The following is a 20004-nucleotide window of genomic DNA, read 5'->3' as shown; positions in this document are numbered from 1 at the left end:
AGGGTAAACGCGTATTCAAGCTCCCGCAGCGGGTACAACATCTGACTCTTGTATTTCACAAATCCCCGATTCTGGATCACAAATCGGAAGGACAACAAGGTGGTCAAATTCAATTTTTAACCCGATACGCTCACCTACATCATGGTCATGATGACACGCGGTGATACAAGGTACGATTTCGCCATTATCCAACTGAACTTGGTAAAGGTAGTGCGAGCCTCTAAACCATTTGCTGACAATGAGCCCCGTTATATCACTGTCTTCTTGATGCTGAATATCATCTGGTCGAATTAACAACTCAACGTCAGTCCCTGGCGCATAGACTAACTGTTCGTCCCCGACCAAAACGCCTAATGATGTCTCAACCGAATAAGCATCTTTGATACGCGCCTTAAGAAATTCTCCCAAACCGATAAAGTCCGCCACAAAGCGAGTTTTTGGTTCGTGATAGATATTAAAAGCCGTGCCCCACTGTTGAATAACCCCTTGTTGCATTACGGCAATTTTATCTGCCATTGCAAAGGCTTCCATCTGATCGTGTGTTACCAGAATAGCGCTCATCTCTTCTTGCTTGAGAATATCTCGAATCTCAGGCACTAGAGTTTCACGAAGGTTAGCATCTAAGCCAGAAAACGGCTCATCTAACAACAGCAAGTCTGGCTTTGGCGCCATCGCACGTGCAAGCGCGATTCGTTGTTGCTGACCACCCGATAAGGAATGAGGGTAACGTTCCTCTACACCAGGTAAGCCGACAAGCTCAAGCAGCTCTGAAATACGGGTATTCTTATCAGCTTTGCTCCAATTTTTGATTCCAAACGCAATATTATCCGCGATACTCAAATGCGGGAACAATGCGATATCTTGGAAAACCATACCTATATTGCGCTGCTCTGTAGGCATGCAAAATTGTGAAGTGGATAGCTGCTGCCCCAACATGGAAATCTCGCCAGATTTAACCGGCTCAAACCCTGCAATCGATCTTAGCAGTGTAGATTTACCACAGCCACTCGGTCCCAAGAGACAACCAATTTCACCCTTTTCTAATCCCAATGAAACATTATGCACAACCTCAACATCACCATAGGCTAAGGTCACATCATCAATTAAAAGGTGTTTTGCTTGGCTCATAAATTAGTTTCCTGCACGCCCTTTAGATATTGAGCGGCTTAGTAAAATCACCGGTAATAGACCTACTGCCACTATGAGAAGTGACGCTGGCGCTGCATCTATCAATCTTTCATCTGACGCTAACTCAAACGCTCTAACAGCCAGCGTGTTGAAGTTGAAGGGCCTCAATATAAGAGTCGCTGGTAGCTCTTTTAAAACATCGACAAAAACAATAAGAAGCGCAGTTAATACAGAACTACGCATCAAAGGCACATGTACTTGTTTTAATACTTGTAAAGGCGTACAACCCAAAGTGCGCGCAGCGCCATCTAGACTCGGTTTTATCTTTCCTAAGCCACTCTGAATCGCGCCCAGAGAGACGGCTAAGAAGCGAACAGTATAAGCAAATAATAGCGCGACAATCGTCCCCGAGAGGACCAACCCTAAATCAATATCGAACCAATTCTTGGCAGCCGCGATTAGTTGGTGATCCATCCACGCAAATGGGATGATAACTCCTATAGCGATAATCGTTCCTGGTAGAGCATAGCCCATACCTGCGGTCGCAATAGAGAAACGCACACCTTTACTTGGCGTTAAGCGACCAGCATAAGCTAGCAATAGCGCAAAGCCTACAGCAATCAAGGCAGCTAAAAATGCTAAATAGAAAGAGTTCCAAGCTAACTCGACAAAATCACCATCCGATAGATCTGCCTGTGTAAAGCTCCAAAATCCAAGCAAACCTGCTGGAATAAGAAAACCAAATAGAACTGGAAATAAACATACGGCAAAAGCAAAAAATGCTTTGCCGCCTTTCAGCTCGATTAATTTTGCCTTAGCTTTATATTCTGCTGAAGAGTGGTACCGCGCTTTACGACGAGAATATTTTTCGACTAAAACTAGAAGCGCTACAAATCCAAGTAGAAAAGCTGCCAACTGAGCGGCAGCAGCGGAGTCACCAAAGCCATAAAAGGTACGAAAAATACCGGTAGTAAAGGTACTAACACCAAAATACTGCACGGTGCCATAATCAGCCAATGTCTCCATCAACGCCAAAGTTAAGCCAGCTATGATTGCAGGGCGCGCTAAAGGTAAAGCCAATTTAAACAAGCCTTGCCACTGGTTATAGCCGAGAGTTCGACTGACTTCCAAAGTACTAGCGGATTGCTCAAGAAAGGCTGCACGGCTTAATAGATATACATACGGATACAACACTAAAGCCAGCATCACGATCGCTCCACCTAAAGAGCGAACTTCAAAAAACCAATACTCGCCGTAACCAAGTCCAGTGATATCTCTGATTAGAGTTTGCACTGGACCAGCATAATCCAATAAGCCTGTATAAGTGTAAGCAATGATATAAGCAGGGACCGCTAAAGGCAGTAGTAAAGCCCACGCAAACAATTTACGCCCAGGGAATTCGCATACGCTTGTGAGCCAAGCGGTTGGGATACCTAAAAGAAGAACACCAAACCCCACACCGAGCATGAGTAGTAATGAATTACTGACGTAATCAGCGAGGACCGTGTTGTATAGATGAGAGAAAACATCAGCAGAGCCGTTAAAAACAAATCCAACGATCACAGCAATTGGCAGTAGCAACATAAAGGTCACGACGAAAGAACTCGTCGCAAGCCAATTTTGTCCAAATTGTTTGAATTTAACTGCAAGCATTCTTTTTTAAAGACTCTGAAAAAACAGAAAACGCCTGTAAGACTTCTCTACAGGCGCTTAGGTCAAGCTATTCTATCACTTAATAAACAATTACTTGATAGTAAAATAGATCACTTCCAACCTGCGCGATCCATTAATTCAACTGCGCTACGGTTATTTTCACCCAGTTTGCTCAACACAATATCGTCAGCAGTAAATTCACCCAACCCAGCCAACGTGTCAGACACTTTAGCAGTCGTTACGACAGGATATTCGTTATTCACCTCTGCATACCAAGCTTGAGACTGATCAGAGGCCATAAATTCCATTAGCTTCACAGCATTTTCAACATTACGAGCATGCATAGTTACACCTGCGCCACTAACGTTCATGTGAACACCACGGTCAGCTTGGTTTGGCCAAAACGCTGCCAATTTAGCTCCAATTGCTTTCTTTTCAGCATTTTCGCTATTTAACAAACGACCAAAATAGTAAGTATTTGCTAAGGCGATATCACATACGCCTGCTGCTGCAGCTTTTAGCTGATCAGTATCACCACCTGAAGGCGGCTTCGCAAAGTTTTTCACTAAACCTTTAGCCCAAGCTTCAGTTTTCTCTACGCCAATAGCATCGATCATAGAAGCAACTAAGGATTGGTTATAAATATTATTGGAAGAACGAACACAGATACGCCCTTTCCATTTTGGATCAGCTAGATCTTCATAAGTAGACAACTCTGAAGGATCAACTTTACCTTTTACGTAAAAGATCGTTCTTGCACGCTGTGACATGCCATACCAATAGCCATCAGCATCTTTAAGACTTTGCGGAATAACTTTATTTAGGGTGTCGCTTCCTGACACCTGAAGAACACCAGCACTCTTAGCGCGGTGTAAACGACCAGCATCAACCGTCACAAACAGGTCAGCAGGGCTTGCTTTACCTTCTACCTCAAGGCGCTTTAAAAGCGCATCAGCTTTACCTGTAACAAGGTTTACATTGATACCTGTTTCATCTGTAAAACGATCTAGAAGCGGTTTAATCAAGGCTTCTTTACGTGCTGAATAAACATTTACAACACCGGCTTCTTGAGCAAAAGCAGATGTGGGCAATAAAGCGGATACAGTGACAGCAGCAACAGCACCAACAGAGGAAACAATCTTAGCTAAAGCATTTATCTTCATTAAAAAACCTCAACACTCAACAATACAAAACGTGTCTTAAAGTAAGAATAGAATCATAAACGATAACCGTTATCATTGATATATATCTATTCAATTATCATTTGCTACTTTTGGCTTCGATATTTGCCTTAAGCGACTAAATAGAGATTTAAACGGCTGAAAATAAAGATAGAGAACATTTTGCTCATTCGCCTCTACTTTTCTAGAAATACCAAACTCTAATTCCTGATCTCGTTCAGAATGAACCAAAGTACCTGTCCAGCGATCCCAAATCGCCAAGATAACCCCATAGTTTTTATCAAAATGCTTGGGCAAGGTTGAATGATGGATCTGATGCTGCGCAGGCGAGATCAGCCATCGCTCTACTTCTTTCCAATAACCGATCGCTATCTGGGAATGACGTAAATTAGATCCCAGCACATTAAATAGAAAGGTCGTTACAACCACACCGTAAAACATAAATAGATCAACACGATCACCGAACAGGAATGTAAATACTGCGATTAAAAAACCTTGAACAAATATCGATCGAAACGCAAACAGAATGCCTTCAACCGGATGGGTGCGAAATACAGTGATGGGTGTTAAGACCCGGGCGGAGTGGTGGACTTTATGAAACTCCCACAAAAACGGTACTTCATGCAGAAGCTTGTGTACAAAAAAACGGGAGAAGTCATTCAGGATAAAGTAACTGAATGTGAATAGTGCAGTTATAGTCCATAGTGGCCAGTCATTACCAACTGATTGATAACCCCACCACTCATGAAATTTAAAAAACAGCCATTCGAAAACAACCGCATGTGTTAACAGCAAAGGCGCTATAAATAAAAAAGAGAACTTGTTGATCAGAAAAATAAGGTAATCAGCTTTCGCTGATTGCGACCACCAAACCTTGGCGCTAAAGATAATCGAAATCGCTTTAGCAAAAGAGACTCGTTTAGTTTGAACCAACCAAACGACAGCAATAACAAGAGCTGCTAACAAGTAGCCCCAATAGACGCGTTTTTTACTATTGGTAAAGTCCGCTAGCACTGAATTATAGAATTCAGAAAAGATCTCGAGCATAGCCCCCTCAAATACAAAAAAACCAGCCCTGTTAGCAAGGCTGGCTTTTATCAATTGCTCTGTAGCGAATTAGTCGTTTTCTACGTAACCGCCAGAACCTAGTTTGTCAGCTAGAGCGCCCATGTCACCAAGAACATCTTTGTTACGCGCTTTAACGCCAAACTGATCAACCATCAACTGCTGAACTTTAAGCATGTGTAGCATGTACTGCTTCATGTCGCCAGAAGACGCTTGGATGTAGTTACCTTTGTCGTCTAGACCAACAACTTGCGTATTACCCAGCAATACAGGGCTGAAACCGATCAAACGGTTAAGTTTAACAGCCGTTTCACCAAGGTTTTTATTACCTGTTTGAAGTGCTAGTGCGAAACCTTTCAACTCACCCCAGTGCTTAGCGTAAGCACGGAATGCAGGAGCAACATCGCCGTTAGTTTCAACTAGCTTGTTGATCTCTTTAAGGTCTTTGTAAGTAGAGCCTGCGTATTTGAATACAGCTTCTGCGATAACCATTTCCCAGTTATCAGCAATAGTCGCTGCGTGAGCTTTAAGCTCTGTACGCTGTTTATCAGTTAGCACTTCACCTTTAGCATCAGTAATCAACTGACGACCATCAACGAAAGCTTGCATGATGTTATGCAGGTAAGTTGTTTTACCGCCTTTATCGAAGCCAGCCGCGTAGTATGCATGAGCGTAAGTCATCTCATTGTAAAGAGATACTTTACCGTCTTTGTTGAAGTCAGCTTTAGCAAGCGCACCTTCTTTCTGCTTAGCGATGTTGTAAACATCTTCTGCTGTCAGGTTAAGCGTATTCGCTGGTGCACCGAAGTAACCAAAGCCTTCGTCCCAAGCGTGCTCTTTACCTGTGTAATGCTTACCTTCTTTGTAAGGCTTGTTGTTTGGTTTTTTGTCAGCATCTAGCTTTTCATCTAGGTAGTTATCTACAGCCTGATTGTAGAATACTGCACCCATTGCGAATTTAGAGATAAGCTGACGGTAGTCGTAACCTGTTAGAGGGTCATAACCTTTGTCAGAAGCTGCTGCTTTCTCGATCATGAAAGTAATTACTTCGGGACCTGTCATGTTACCAGGCCAGCCTGGTACAGCACCTTTAAACGTTTTACCGGATAGGTTTTTGCCTTTAGAAATTTCGTCTACAGAAGTCTCTGCTACTACGAAGCCGCCTTTAGTTGCCGGAGAAAGGATCTCACGACCAGCATCTTTACCTTCGTAGTAAGCAAGCATTTTTGCTTTAAGTTCGGCATTTGGCTGACCGTTACCTTGGCCTGCCAATTTTTTCAAAGAAGTGTGAAGAACCTGACGTGCAGCCTGACCCGTGTACGCAACAGAATTAGTAGCATCACCTTTGTAACCTTTTAGAGTTACAGGGAAATTGTCGTAATTTTGAGCCGCATTAGCACCTAGTGCAGTAACCATAGCAACACTAGCAACAAGAACTTTAAGCTTCACAGAAACCCCCTTCATGGATTCACAGAATATTGATCGCTTATACAAGATGGCGCAAAGATATCACACGCCAAAAGATAACGCTACAGATAAACATTCTCATTTAGATAAACATCTATTTTTTTGATTAGAGTTAAAATTAGCCTTAAATACCCGAGACCGGTACACTCTAGCCTCTTCCCTTTACCTGATAACCCCATGAATCTAATACTAATTAATAAAACTGACTTTGTTGCTAGCGATAGCGTGGTTTTAACAGATCATCGTTTTGAACATATCCGCTCAGTACACAAACCTGAGATTGGAGCACTGCTAAATGTAGGTCTTCTCAATGGGCAAATAGGCAAAGGGGAAGTTTTAGAGCTCAATAACAGCGCTGTAACGCTCAAGGTATCGCTAGAAAAACAACCTCCAGCCGCGTTACCTCTAACCTTAATATTAGCCTTACCCAGACCTAAAATGCTGAAACGGATACTACAAACTGTCTCAGCCATGGGCGTAAAAGAGCTTTATCTGATTAATTCCTATCGAGTAGATAAGAGTTATTGGAGCACGCCAATACTTAATCAAATAGAAGAGCAGTTAACACTTGGCCTAGAACAAGCTGGCGATACGATTATGCCGAGGGTTCATTTACGCAAACGCTTCAAGCCTTTTGTCGAAGATGAACTTCCAGAGATCGCGAAAAAAACACGCTCTTTAATTGCTCATCCTTATAATGCCAATAGGTGCCCAGAACCAGAAGCAATCCCCACAACCCTAGCGATTGGCCCTGAGGGCGGCTTTATTGAATACGAAGTCGATAAACTCAATCAATGCGGATTCAAATCAATCCATATTGGCGAGCGCATCTTAAGAGTCGAAAATGCAGTACCGGTCTTGCTGGCAAAACTATTTCCCGTCTAATTAGTCCAATAGTTTTCGATATCTTTGCCAGTCAAATGCTGGACCAGGGTCAGTTTTACGCTCAGGGGCTATATCAGAATGCCCAACAATCCTATTCAGCTCTATCTTGGGATACAGATCACGTAGTTGTTTAGTAAGAGCAGCTAAAGCGTTGTACTGATCATCCGAATAAGGATCTACATCCGTTCCCTCTAGCTCTATGCCTATCGAAAAATCATTACAATTATCTCTACTTTTAAAGATAGATACGCCAGCATGCCAAGCTCTACAGCCGGTTGGCACAAATTGGACAATATGACCACTTCGCTCAATTAGGAAATGAGCAGATACTTGAAGATCTTTTATCTCTTCGAAAAAAGGATCGATCGTCACGTCTAACTTGTTCTGAAAAAATTGCTGAATGTAGCCACCACCAAACTTACCCGGAGGCAAACTAATGTTGTGGATAACCAACAACGAAATATCGTTAGAGTCTGGGCGCTCATTAAAATTCGGCGAAGGCACAACCTCTACCCCTTTGTGCCAGTTTTGACCTGCAATATTCATTTATACCCTACCCGCTCTAGATCTATTTCGATAGAATCTGCATATTATCAGAGGCCCATTTGTAAAAGCCAAGCCTCACACATTTTCAATCAGGACCGACTATGTTGACCCGCGCAGAAATTCAGCACCTTATCCCAGACGCCGTTCGTTACGCTTTACAGGAAGATATAGGCAGTGGCGATATTACCGCACAACTTATTCCTGCTGAACAAACCGCAACCGCTCGCATCATCAGCCGCCAAGAAGCAGTTGTCTGTGGTGTCGACTGGGTAAATGAAGTTTTTCGCCAAGTAGACCCTGAACTAGAGCTAGACTGGCAAGTTGATGATGGTGACATCGTTCAACGCGACCAAGTACTTTTCTGGGCCAAAGGTTCTGCTAGAAACCTCCTAACAGCAGAGCGCGCGGCTTTAAACTTCCTACAAACGCTTTCAGGCACAGCTACTGTTAGTAAGTTCTATGCGGACAAAGTAGCTGGCACAACGGTAAAACTGCTTGATACTCGCAAAACGCTTCCAGGCCTTCGCTTTGCCCAGAAATATGCCGTTACCTGTGGTGGCTGCTATAACCATCGAATTGGCTTATTCGACGCTTTCTTGATTAAAGAGAACCATATTATGGCCTGTGGTGGTATCGACGCCGCAATTGCCACAGCCAAATCAAATGAGCCTGGCAAACCCGTCGAAGTTGAAGTGGAAACGATGGAAGAACTTCATCAAGCGCTAGAAGCCGGTGCAGATATCATTATGCTGGATAACTTCTCGTTAGAAGCGATGAGAGACTCTGTTAAGCTAACTCGCGGTATTGCCAAGCTTGAAGCCTCTGGAGGTATTACCGATGAAACCTTACGCCCTATCGCAGAAACAGGTGTGGATTATATTTCTATCGGCGCGTTGACTAAGCACTGCCAAGCAGTAGATCTATCTATGCGCCTAATTGAAGATTAATGCCCAGATTACATTATTCTTGAATGAAAAAAGGCTGCACATATGCAGCCTTTTTCATTTTAAATAACACTTAAAATTGATCGATTACTGGCAACTATCTGCGGCTAGCTGATCCCAATCATCTTCTTTCTGAATCTTGACCACATCATAGATCTCTACAATGGCAGTCGTCACACCTTTGGCTTTAATGATTTCACAAGCCTTAGATGCCGCATGGTGAGGATTAACGCTGCCCGGAACAATACCAACAGCCATCACTGAATCATCATGCCACCAAACAGGACGTGCAGGAAATTCTGGCTGTTCGAGAATAGCGTTTTCTGCAGCGCTTTTAATTTGAGGGGTGAGCCTTTCAGTTGTATTGGCGATATACCAAGTCACACCAACACATGCCGCGATTAGAATAATTATTATATTTCGTTTCATTTCTATTTTTAGGTTCTTTAAAAACAAAAAAAGAGGGTAACACCCTCTTTTTTTAAAAGATACGACTGATCTTATCGGCTAGGGCAACGAGCGTCAGAAATCCCAGTACAAGTAATTTCCCAAGTCACATTACCTTGAGAAGGAGTAGGCGTTAGAATTACTACGTCAGCACCTGCAGTGTCGTCCATTGCAGTAGCAAGAGTATTGTTAATCGCGCTAGACACCAACGTCACGTTCACTTGACCCACATGAGAGCCTTCCATAGTAGCATCCCAACCGGTGATGGCTGCAGTAGAAGTAGGAAGTGCAGCATTTATGTGGTAATACTCCTCAATAGCTACTTTGTTACCACCAGACAATGCAACAACTTCAGATAGTTTTGAGCGAAGCGTATAATCTTGATATGCAGGCAATGCGATTGCAGCCAAAATACCAATGATGGCAACCACGATCATTAATTCAATTAAGGTAAAACCTTGTTGTACTTTTTTCATTTTTTTTCTCCAGCGAATAAAAATCCTTGGTATCACCAAGTCCTTTGATTGTAGCGTATTTTTCAAAACACGCCAGTGACCTATCCGATTTTATTTCATAATACTTATATAGCGCATTTTCAAACTGCTATGCAAATGCTATTTTAAGTGGGCTATCACTGTAAAAAAATAGATCTGGGCTATTTATCACTGATTCGTTAGTTTTAGTAATCAAAATTGGTGTCATGGAATGAGACGGGAGTCACACTTTGCAACCTAGCCAACCATTAAGTGGACTAGCAAAACGACTGGTTAATGAAGGTGTATGTTCAGCTGAAGTTGCAGCAGAGGCTTATCTTCAATCAAGAGAAAAGCAGCAAACCTTTATTTCATATGTCATTGAACAACGCCTTGTAAGTGCATATAGAGCCGCCGCAGCAGCATCTGAAGAATTTGGTATTCCTTTATTGGATTTGGATGCACTAGACCTAACCAATTTGCCCCAAGGCCTAATTAACGATTCTCTTATTTCGAAACATCACGCTCTACCTTTACAGAAACGTGACAACCGCCTATTCGTTGCTATATCCGACCCCACAAATATACAAGCATTAGATGAGTTTAAGTTTCAGTGCGGTATCACAACTGAAGCTATCATTGTTGAAGAAGACAAACTTACACGGGCTATAGAAACATTTTTAGAAGGGCAAGATTCTGCTTTAGATGAATTAGAAGACAGTGATCTAGATAATCTAGAAATTTCAGACGGATCTGCTCCAGAGCCTGAAGAACAAGATTCCGAAGAAGATGCCACAAAAGATGCACCTATCGTGCGCTTTATTAACAAAATCCTTTTAGATTCTATTAAAAATGGTGCATCCGATATTCATTTCGAGCCTTATGAAAAAAGCTATCGAATTCGCTCTAGGATTGACGGTATCCTTCAAGAGGTAGCCAAACCCCCTTCCAATCTAGCAGCGAGACTATCTGCTCGGTTAAAAGTAATGTCGCAAATGGATATTTCTGAAAGGCGCGTACCCCAAGACGGCCGCATTAAAATGAAAATATCTAAAAAACGCGCCATAGATTTTCGTGTAAATACTCTTCCCACTCTATGGGGTGAAAAAATTGTACTGCGTATACTAGACCCGAGCAGTGCAAAAATGGGAGTCGAAGCTCTTGGCTTTGCAGATTTCCAAAAAGATCTTTATTTAACAACCCTTCATCGCCCACAAGGCATGGTATTAGTAACAGGTCCAACAGGAAGCGGTAAAACCGTAAGTCTTTATACAGGCTTAAATATTCTCAACACTGAAGAACGGAATATATCCACTGCAGAAGACCCTGTTGAGATCAACTTGGAAGGGATAAACCAAGTACATGTAAATGCCAAAGTTGGTTTAAATTTCGCGGAAGCTCTTCGTGCATTCCTTCGCCAAGACCCTGACGTAGTAATGGTTGGTGAAATTCGAGACCTTGAAACGGCCGAAATAGCTATTAAAGCAGCCCAGACAGGACACATGGTATTATCCACGCTACATACAAATAGCGCTCCAGAAACACTCACTCGTTTACGAAACATGGGGGTTCCTGCATTTAATATAGCCACATCGGTTAGTCTCATCATAGCTCAACGATTAGGTAGACGTTTATGTGAAAGCTGCAAAAAACCGACTTCTCTTCCAGAAGTAACGCTAATAGAAGAAGGCTTTAGCAATGAAGAACTTGATAACCTAACTCTCTTTGAGGCTAACCATGATGGCTGCAGCAAGTGCAATCGCGGCTATAAAGGTCGAGTAGGCATTTATGAAATGCTTCCTATGACGCCAGAAATTGCTGAAGTTATTATGGAGAATGGCAACTCACTAGATATACTAAGAGTAGCTGAAACACAGAATTTCCAGAGCCTTAGGCGCTCTGGTTTGAAAAAAGTCGCGGAAGGAATCACCAGTCTTGAAGAGATGAATCGTGTCATCAAGACCTGATAACGGGAATTAATTTATGGCTAAAAATGCCAAGTTATATACTTTCACCTGGCAAGGGAAAGATAAAAGCGGTAATAAAAGCAAAGGCAAGATAGATGCAAGCAGCGCAGCTCAAGCTAAAGCACAACTTCGCACTCAAGGAATCTTAACTTCTAAAATATCCAAAGAGCAATCTGCCGGCCTATTTAGCGCAAAAAACAAGCCTATAAAGCCTGTAGACATTGCTTTCTTTACCCGTCAAATGGCTACGATGATGCGTTCGGGCGTTCCATTACTCCAAGGACTAGAAATTACTGCTGGAGGAATAGAAAAACAAAAACTAAAAGATATTGTTTATGAAATTAAAAATGACGTAAACAGCGGAACAGATTTCTCAACCTCATTGACTCGGCACCCTGAACATTTTGATGATTTGTACTGCAACTTAGTGAATGCTGGCGAACAATCGGGCGCATTAGATGCAATGCTAGATCGAATAGCAACTTATAAAGAAAAGCTAGAATCACTTAAGGCAAAAATAAAGAAAGCATTAACTTACCCAACAGCTGTAATAATTGTCGGCCTAATTGTTTCAGCTATCCTCCTTGTAAAAGTAGTACCTCAGTTTGAAGATGTTTTCAAAGGCTTTGGCGCAGACCTCCCAGCCTTTACTAAATTCGTTATTAATTTATCTGAAGTTGCACAAGAATGGTGGTGGATCTCTTTCCTTATTGTTGCTGCCATAGGCTTTTCATTCCAAAAAGCAAAACAAAAATCTCAGAAATTTAGAGACGGAACTGACAAAGCGATGCTAAAAATACCCATTATTGGTGAAATATTACACAATGCATCTATTGCCCGTTTCGCACGAACGCTTGCTACAACTTTTGCAGCAGGGGTTCCTTTAGTCAACGCTCTAGAGTCTGCCGCAGGCGCTTCAGGTAACGCTCTATATAGGGATGCAATTTTACAAATTAAAAATGGCGTATCTACAGGGCAATCCCTTCAAAATGCAGTAACCATGACAGGTATATTTCCCAATATGGTTATTCAGATGATTGCAATCGGGGAAGAAGCCGGCTCACTTGAGATGATGTTAGAAAAGATTGCTGATTTTTATGAAGAACTAGTGGATAACGCTGTAGATAATTTATCTAGCTTACTAGAACCTCTTATCATGGCTGTTCTTGGAGTTTTAGTTGGCGGACTCGTTATAGCCATGTATCTTCCGATATTCCAATTAGGCAACGTTGTTTAGCACAACATAGAAGTTTTGGTTTATTCTTAATTTTCTAATAAAAGGGTGAATAACCCATATATGAAGTGCTGATTACAATAAATTATGAAAAACTCTTTGATGGTTTCATTTTTATCCTAGTAAATTTAATTGAAGTTACTCCTCCTACGCAAATTTCAAGTTTAAAACTATGATTCCAATTATTAATGACCCCGCGCTGGCTATCGCTTGCGCGTTTTTATTCTCCCTTTGTGTCGGTAGTTTTTTAAACGTAGTCATACATCGCTTACCCATTATGATGCAAAGAGAATGGGAAAAAGAAATTAATGGTGACTCTGATATAATCCAAGAACCTTATAATCTCTCAGAACCTGCATCCACCTGTCCTAAGTGCCAGCACAAAATCCGCTGGTATGAAAACATACCTGTTATCAGCTGGATTTTCCTTCGCGCAAAATGCTCATCTTGTGGGCTTCATATCCCTTTTCGGTACCCTTTTGTAGAACTATTTACAGCAGTTTGCTCTGCGTACGCTGTCTATATTTATGGTTTTAACCTTATTGGATTAAGCGTCGTAGTACTTACATGGGTGCTAGTTTGCTTGATATTTATTGATATTGATCATCAACTTCTTCCCGACCGTTTAACTCTACCTTTGTTATGGCTAGGCTTATTGGTTAATAGCTTTGATCTGTTCAGCTCACTAGAACATGCGGTATATGGTGCGATGGCAGGCTACCTCAGCTTATGGTCAATCTACTGGGTCTTTAAACTACTAACCGGCAAAGAAGGCATGGGGTACGGTGATTTTAAACTACTCGCAGCCCTTGGAGCCTGGACTGGAATATATCAATTACCACTTATCATCCTCTTAAGCTCCCTCGTCGGTGCAATCATTGGGATAGGCATGATGCTATTTAAAAATCATTCATCTCAAAACCCTATCCCTTTCGGCCCTTATCTCGCTATTGCTGGTTGGATAGCACTGATATGGGGCGATACGCTAACGACAATTTACCTTCAACTTATAAGAATCTGATTTATGCATATTGTTGGTATCACTGGTGGAATTGGCTCAGGTAAAAACGCTGTAACTGACCGCTTACAAGAGTTTGGAATCACAGTTATTGATGCTGACGTAGTCGCTCGTGAAGTTGTCGCTAAAGGTGAACCGGCTCTATATAAGATATCCGAACACTTCGGCAGTCATATTATCACTGAGAGCGGTGAATTAAATCGTACAGCTTTACGTAAAATAATCTTCACCGACAGCACAGCCAAAACTTGGCTAGAACAGCTGCTACACCCGATTATTCGTCAGAGTATCAAACAGCAATTACATGATGCTAAGAGCAGTTATGCAGTTCTTTCCTCTCCGCTATTATTAGAAACGGACCAGCACGAATTAGTTGAGACGATAATCGTTGTTGACGCCTCAGAAGAGTTACAATTAACAAGAACTGTTAAACGCGATAGCGCTAGCGAAGATCAGATAAAAGCGATTATGGCAGCTCAAATGCCACGCCAAGATCGATTAAAAAAAGCGAATATTGTTATCGATAACAATGCAGATCTAGAAAGCCTAAAGAAGCAAATTGATAAGCTGCACACAGAACTTAGTAGATTAGCGGAAGAAACTAAATAATGAGTAGTACAAAAATCAAATGCCCAACCTGCTCAAAAGAGCAGGCCTGGGACAGCAGCAACCCTTTCAGACCCTTCTGCAGTGAGCGCTGCAAAATGATTGATTTAGGTGCTTGGGCAAGCGAAGAATATTCAATACCTGAATCAAAAGCTGCTAGCGATTTTAGTAGTGGCGAAACGGAAGAACAGATTGACAAAGATCAGCCTATCCCTCCAACCATGCACTAATTGCCGCTATACCTTGCGCACCATTATCCACAGCGAGCGCTAGATCGCCTTTATCCATGCCTCCCAAAGCAAACACAGGCACCGAGCTAGACTTAGCTAATTCGGAAAAAACATTCCAACCTAATGGTTCTACCCCAGGGTGTGATTGCGTATGCTGTACTGGTGACAACATTACGTAATCAACCCCTTTAGCTATCGCTTCGGATAGTTCATCAGCGTTATGACAGGATGTACCCAGCCAACGCCCAGTGAACTCATCTCTATGATTCAACTTTTCCAGATTACTCACTGAAAGATGAACTGCCTCAAGAGCCATCTTATTCGCAATGTCTACCGTAGTATTTACCGCAAAGAAAACATCCCTCACAGAGGCCGCATCCACTTGAGCATTGATAAAATCAATTGTTTTATCCAATGCTACTGAATCAGTCTCAAATAGCGGAGCTCGAAGGAGCACACCTTCAGCCCCACCCTTTATTGCTCGCATAATAGATACTTCAAGCTGTTGAAGATCTGAAAGATACGGCGTTATAGCAATTGATTTCGGTAAGAGACAGGCATCCAAGATCGGTTTATTTGCAGCGGGGAGCTCGTATCCATCCAATTCATCAAGCTTCACCCAACGCACTGGCTGCCCTTCCTTTCCCCAAGGCTCTCCCTCAAATGCAGTAATACTATAAACATCGAGTAAAACTGATTTATCAGGATAATGATAAGGAACCTTTATCAGCTTTTCTGCTTGGGTAAGTCTAATCCCCAACTCTTCATCAAGCTCACGGCTTAAAGCATCGAGCACTGTTTCTCCGGGTTCAACCTTACCACCGGGGAACTCCCACAAACCGCCCTGATGTTTATCATCAGGACGTTTCGCAATCAGCAACTCACGCTTACCATTCCAGATAGCAGCCGCTGCGACATGAACAACCTCATTAGCCATTAGCTACGGTAATCCGCATTGATGCTGACATAATCATGGGAAAGGTCCGTAGTCCATACCGTCTCTGACACGTCACCACGATTAAGCACAACTCGGATTAAAATCTCTTCCTGATCCATAACCGCTTGACCAGCTTCTTCAGTGTAAGTAGCGTCTTTTCCACCCTTACTAACGATACAAACATCGCCTAAATAGATCTCTAACGCATTAAGATCTAAATTTTCTATCTCTGCACGCCCAACTACCGCTAATACACGCCCCCAGTTTGGATCTGAAGCGAATAAAGCCGTTTTAACCAGTGGAGAGTGAGCAATATCAAAAGCCGTTTTCAAAGCCTCTTGCTGAGTCTTAGCCGACTCAACTTTTACTGTCACAAACTTAGTAGCTCCCTCGCCATCACGCACAATCGCATGCGCCAAGTCTTGCATAAGTTGCGTCAATTCAGATTTAAATAAGGCTAGTAGGGAACTATCTTCCGCAGAAACTGATACACCTGATTTCCCAGTCGCAACCAACATACAAGAATCATTTGTAGATGTATCACTATCAACCGTAATACGGTTAAAGGAGCAATTGGTTGTATCAGTAAGTAGCACTTTCAATAAATCAGCATCAACTTGGGCATCTGTTGCCACATAGCCCAGCATTGTCGCCATATTTGGCTTAATCATGCCTGAGCCTTTTGAAATACCAGTCAAAGTTACAACCTTGCCTTGATACTCAAATTGACGACTAGCGCCTTTGATTCGTGTATCAGTGGTTAAAATCCCTTCTGCAGCCTCATCCCAACCTGATTCAGATAGAGCACTTTTAGCTGCCGGCAAAGCTGACACTAACTTCTCTACAGGCAACTTTTCACCAATAACCCCAGTGGAGAAAGGAAGAACCGCCTCAACATCCGAACCGCAAAGCTTAGCGACCTCTTCACAGGTTGTAATAGCATCATTCCAACCTTCCTCACCGGTACCCGCATTAGCGTTACCTGTATTAACGATAAAATATCGCGTTGCCGCAGCCTCTAAATGTTTTTTAGAAATCTGCACCGGCGCTGCGCAAAAAGCATTCAAAGTAAAAACGCCTGCGACAGTAGCTTCTTCACATAACTCCATCAGCACTACATCTTTTCGACCTAGAGTTTTAATACCTGCAGAAGCTGTTCCTAATTTAAACCCTGCAACTGGGTGCATTTTTTCTGGGAATGTAGCTGGCCCGACTGCCATTTTCTGTCTCCTAAGATGCAGAAAGCAGCTTAAAAGCTGCTTTCTGTGTTGACCAATAAACAGTTCACTCTTACGAAAGCTTACCGTGACACTGCTTGTATTTTTTACCTGAACCACAAGGACATGGTTCGTTACGACCTACTTTACGGCCATCTCGAACGAAAGTTTCTGGCTGAGCTTGTTCTTCAGCATTGGAACTTTCACCCTCTTCACCCGACATAGCTGAGCTATTGTCATGTTTAAAGTCCATCTGCTGTCGTTCAGCTTGCTCACGACGCTGCTGCTCCATCGCTTCAACATCTTCTGGCTGCTGAACTTGCACATGACTTAGAATACGAATGACATCACGCTTGATATTTTCCAGCAATTCTTGGAATAGGTGGAAAGATTCACGCTTGTATTCCTGCTTAGGGTTCTTCTGTGCATAACCTCGAAGGTGAATGCCCTGACGCAGGTGGTCCATAGTCTGTAGGTGTTCTTTCCACAGGGTATCTAGCACCTGAAGCATAACCTGCTTCTCAAAGTTACGCATTGTAGATTCACCCACTTGCGCTTCTTTCTGCTGATAAACCTCTAGCACTGTATCCTGAACTTTTTGATGCAGGGTTTCTTCATGCAATGAATCATCCTGATCTAGCCACTCTTGGATAGGCATTTTAATGGAAAAATCAGTTTCCAATGCTTTCTCAAGACCCGGAATATCCCACTGTTCTTCAAGGCTCTGCGGCGGAACAAACTCACTAAATTTATTCGCGACAACCTCTTCACGAACAGAATTAACTGTTTCAGAGATATCGTCAGTTGCCATCAAATCATTACGCTGCTCGTAGATGATTGTACGCTGATCATTAGCTACATCATCATACTCAAGTAATGACTTACGGATATCAAAGTTACGCCCTTCTACTTTACGCTGCGCCTTCTCAATCGCATTGCTTACCATCTTATGTTCGATAGCTTCGCCACGCTCCATACCTAGCGCTTGCATCAACTGTCTTACACGATCAGAAGCAAAGATTCGCATCAAATCATCTTCTAGTGACAAGAAGAATCGAGATGAACCTGGATCACCCTGACGACCTGCACGACCACGTAGCTGGTTGTCAATACGACGAGATTCGTGACGTTCAGTACCTATAATATGTAGACCGCCATTTTCCAATACCTGCTCATGGCGCTTCTGCCAAGCAGCCGTCAATTCAGCAATTTGTTCTTCAGATGGGTTATCAAGTTCAGCTAGTTCAGCCTCTAACTTACCACCCAGCACAATATCGGTACCACGACCAGCCATGTTAGTCGCGATAGTCACCGCACCCGGACGACCCGCCTGCGCGATAATTGATGCTTCACCACCGTGGTTTTTAGCGTTCAATACATTGTGCGTAATTTTTTCTTTCTTCAGTAATGAAGAGATCAATTCAGAAGATTCGATTGACGCCGTACCTACCAGTACTGGACGCTCTGCTTCCTGGCAAGCACGAATCTCTTTGATAATAGCTTCGTACTTTTCTTCAACCGTCAGGTAAACCAGATCGTTCTCATCTTTACGCGCGATCGTTTTATTAGTTGGAATAACAACAACGTCTAAACCGTAAATCTGACGCAGCTCGAATGCTTCCGTATCCGCCGTACCCGTCATACCAGAAAGCTTGTCGTACAAACGGAAGTAGTTCTGGAATGTGGTTGAGGCAAAAGTCTGGCTCTCATTCTGAACCGATACACCCTCTTTTGCTTCTACCGCCTGGTGCAGGCCTTCTGACCAACGACGGCCTTCCATGATTCGACCTGTGTGTTCATCAACAATCACAACCTGATTGCCTTGCACAATGTAATCAACATCACGTTGGAATAAGTTATGCGCTCTCAATCCCGCTAGCACGTGGTGCAGCAAGTTAAGGTTCTGAGGTGCATACAGGCTATCTCCTTCACTCAGAAGACCTTTTTTCGCCAGCATCTCTTCAACAGCAGTATGACCCGCTTCAGTCAGTTCAACCGTACGGTTTTTCTCATCAACAACGAAGTGCTCGTTAATTTCCTGCTCTTCGTCCTGAGGATCAATTTCACCATCGAATTTCTCTAACGAAGGAATCAACTCATTAATAGTGATGTATAACTGAGAACTATCTTCAGCTGGACCTGAGATAATCAAAGGAGTACGTGCTTCGTCGATTAGGATGGAGTCAACCTCATCGACTACAGCGAAGTTAAAGCCACGCTGTACTTTTTCAGCAGTACTGAAAGCCATGTTATCGCGAAGATAATCAAAGCCAAATTCATTGTTTGTGCCGTAGGTGATATCACAAGCGTAAGCAGCACGTTTTACTTCTGGATTTTGACCAGAAAGCGCAACACCTACCGTTAAGCCTAGAGATTCATAAAGAGGGCGCATCCATTCAGCATCACGCTCTGCTAGGTAATCATTCACTGTGACTACATGAACGCCTTCAGCAGGCAGCGCATTCAGATACACAGCCAAGGTCGCTACAAGGGTTTTACCTTCACCCGTACGCATCTCGGCAACTTTGCCATCATTTAGCGTCATACCACCGATAAGCTGAACATCAAAATGGCGCATACCCATAACACGCTTTGATGCTTCCCTTACCGTAGCAAAAGCTTCAGGAAGGATCTGTTCCAGAGTCGCGCCATCATCAAGACGCTGACGGAATTCAGCCGTTTTAGCCTTTAGCTCTTCGTCCGTTAGTTTTTCTAGATCTACTTCCAACGCATTGATCGCCTTTACGATCTTGCCCATGCGCTTTAATTCGCGATCATTCTTACTACCAAAAACTTTCTTAAACAGTCCTGTCAGCATATCTCGACTTATACCTGTGAAGTCTAAAACCTGTAGTCCGCTCGATTAGCGGATAAAAATTAACTCAGCATTCTACCTTTATTGGGGGCAGAAAATGAATCTAAAAGGGGAAATAAAAAAAATATGAAAAAAAATAGGAAAATAGACAAAAAAAAGCCGAACTATAAAAGTTCGGCTCTTAATGATTT

18 protein-coding genes are annotated in these 20004 nt (G+C 42.7%); 7 read left to right on the top strand and 11 right to left on the bottom strand.

From position 1 onward, the window contains the following. Nucleotides 1-15: 15 nt before the first annotated feature. The 5 genes from ACMXYW_RS03665 to ACMXYW_RS03645 form a co-directional block, all read right to left on the bottom strand. On the bottom strand, nt 16-1128 hold the full coding sequence (locus ACMXYW_RS03665) for an ABC transporter ATP-binding protein (RefSeq protein WP_415905256.1): 1113 nt from the start codon (nt 1126-1128) through the stop codon (nt 16-18). 3 nt (nt 1129-1131) lie between these two features. Then, the gene (locus ACMXYW_RS03660) at nt 1132-2712 is read right to left on the bottom strand and encodes an ABC transporter permease (RefSeq protein ID WP_415905255.1); all 1581 of its coding nucleotides are present in this window, start codon (nt 2710-2712) and stop codon (nt 1132-1134) included. A gap of 179 nt (nt 2713-2891) precedes the next feature. Further along, nucleotides 2892-3944 (bottom strand): Fe(3+) ABC transporter substrate-binding protein, encoded by a 1053-nt coding sequence (locus ACMXYW_RS03655; protein WP_415905254.1) that lies wholly within the window; start codon nt 3942-3944, stop codon nt 2892-2894. Between the two features lie 90 nt (nt 3945-4034). Beyond that, nucleotides 4035-5009, bottom strand: coding sequence for a sterol desaturase family protein (locus ACMXYW_RS03650; protein WP_415905253.1), 975 nt, complete (start codon nt 5007-5009; stop codon nt 4035-4037). Between the two features lie 69 nt (nt 5010-5078). Beyond that, on the bottom strand, nt 5079-6476 hold the full coding sequence (locus ACMXYW_RS03645; protein ID WP_415905252.1) for a DUF4856 domain-containing protein: 1398 nt from the start codon (nt 6474-6476) through the stop codon (nt 5079-5081). Between the two features lie 195 nt (nt 6477-6671). Between ACMXYW_RS03645 and ACMXYW_RS03640 the strand changes: the two genes are divergently transcribed. After that, nucleotides 6672-7379, top strand: a complete 708-nt coding sequence (locus tag ACMXYW_RS03640; RefSeq protein WP_415905251.1) for a 16S rRNA (uracil(1498)-N(3))-methyltransferase — start codon at nt 6672-6674, stop codon at nt 7377-7379. Here the strand turns inward: ACMXYW_RS03640 and ampD are convergent, their stop codons facing one another. After that, a complete protein-coding gene (ampD, locus tag ACMXYW_RS03635) occupies nt 7380-7925 on the bottom strand; it encodes a 1,6-anhydro-N-acetylmuramyl-L-alanine amidase AmpD (RefSeq protein ID WP_415905250.1) in 546 nt (181 codons plus the stop codon). Nucleotides 7926-8026: 101 nt separating this feature from the next. Between ampD and nadC the strand changes: the two genes are divergently transcribed. After that, nucleotides 8027-8872 (top strand): carboxylating nicotinate-nucleotide diphosphorylase, encoded by an 846-nt coding sequence (gene nadC, locus ACMXYW_RS03630; protein ID WP_415905249.1) that lies wholly within the window; start codon nt 8027-8029, stop codon nt 8870-8872. An 84-nt stretch (nt 8873-8956) separates the two neighbouring features. Here nadC and ACMXYW_RS03625 read toward each other — a convergent pair whose 3' ends face one another. Both ACMXYW_RS03625 and ACMXYW_RS03620 read right to left on the bottom strand, forming a co-directional pair. Next, on the bottom strand, nt 8957-9298 hold the full coding sequence (locus ACMXYW_RS03625) for a hypothetical protein (RefSeq protein WP_415905248.1): 342 nt from the start codon (nt 9296-9298) through the stop codon (nt 8957-8959). A 71-nt stretch (nt 9299-9369) separates the two neighbouring features. Continuing rightward, nucleotides 9370-9792 (bottom strand): pilin, encoded by a 423-nt coding sequence (locus ACMXYW_RS03620; protein ID WP_415905247.1) that lies wholly within the window; start codon nt 9790-9792, stop codon nt 9370-9372. A gap of 248 nt (nt 9793-10040) precedes the next feature. On the opposite strand from ACMXYW_RS03620, the gene pilB reads away from it, so the two are divergent. The 5 genes from pilB to yacG all read left to right on the top strand — a co-directional run bounded on the left by pilB (nt 10041) and on the right by yacG (nt 14844). After that, nucleotides 10041-11756, top strand: coding sequence for a type IV-A pilus assembly ATPase PilB (pilB, locus tag ACMXYW_RS03615; RefSeq protein WP_415905246.1), 1716 nt, complete (start codon nt 10041-10043; stop codon nt 11754-11756). A gap of 16 nt (nt 11757-11772) precedes the next feature. Further along, the gene (locus ACMXYW_RS03610) at nt 11773-12993 is read left to right on the top strand and encodes a type II secretion system F family protein (protein WP_415905245.1); all 1221 of its coding nucleotides are present in this window, start codon (nt 11773-11775) and stop codon (nt 12991-12993) included. A gap of 169 nt (nt 12994-13162) precedes the next feature. Next, nucleotides 13163-14011 carry a prepilin peptidase gene (locus ACMXYW_RS03605; protein ID WP_415905244.1) on the top strand — a complete coding sequence of 283 codons (849 nt, stop codon included), beginning with the start codon at nt 13163-13165 and terminating at the stop codon, nt 14009-14011. A gap of 3 nt (nt 14012-14014) precedes the next feature. Continuing rightward, nucleotides 14015-14617, top strand: coding sequence for a dephospho-CoA kinase (gene coaE / locus ACMXYW_RS03600; RefSeq protein WP_415905243.1), 603 nt, complete (start codon nt 14015-14017; stop codon nt 14615-14617). Then, entirely contained in the window at nt 14617-14844 is a 228-nt protein-coding gene (yacG, locus tag ACMXYW_RS03595) for a DNA gyrase inhibitor YacG (RefSeq protein ID WP_415905242.1), read from the top strand. Before coaE ends, yacG begins: the two co-directional genes overlap by 1 nt. Here yacG and ACMXYW_RS03590 read toward each other — a convergent pair. The 3 genes from ACMXYW_RS03590 to secA form a co-directional block, all read right to left on the bottom strand. Beyond that, entirely contained in the window at nt 14822-15781 is a 960-nt protein-coding gene (locus ACMXYW_RS03590; protein ID WP_415905241.1) for a Nudix family hydrolase, read from the bottom strand. The genes yacG and ACMXYW_RS03590 overlap by 23 nt on opposite strands. Beyond that, nucleotides 15781-17001 carry a bifunctional glutamate N-acetyltransferase/amino-acid acetyltransferase ArgJ gene (argJ, locus tag ACMXYW_RS03585; protein ID WP_415905240.1) on the bottom strand — a complete coding sequence of 407 codons (1221 nt, stop codon included), beginning with the start codon at nt 16999-17001 and terminating at the stop codon, nt 15781-15783. Before argJ ends, ACMXYW_RS03590 begins: the two co-directional genes overlap by 1 nt. 70 nt (nt 17002-17071) lie before the next feature. Continuing rightward, nucleotides 17072-19816: a preprotein translocase subunit SecA gene (gene secA / locus ACMXYW_RS03580; RefSeq protein WP_415905239.1), complete on the bottom strand. Its 2745-nt coding sequence runs from the start codon at nt 19814-19816 to the stop codon at nt 17072-17074. Between the last annotated feature and the right edge of the window lie 188 nt (nt 19817-20004).

It is taken from the genome of Neptuniibacter sp. QD48_55, assembly GCF_047778115.1.
GTDB lineage: Bacteria > Pseudomonadota > Gammaproteobacteria > Pseudomonadales > Balneatricaceae > Neptuniibacter.
This window is presented reverse-complemented; position numbering and strand designations above follow the sequence as displayed.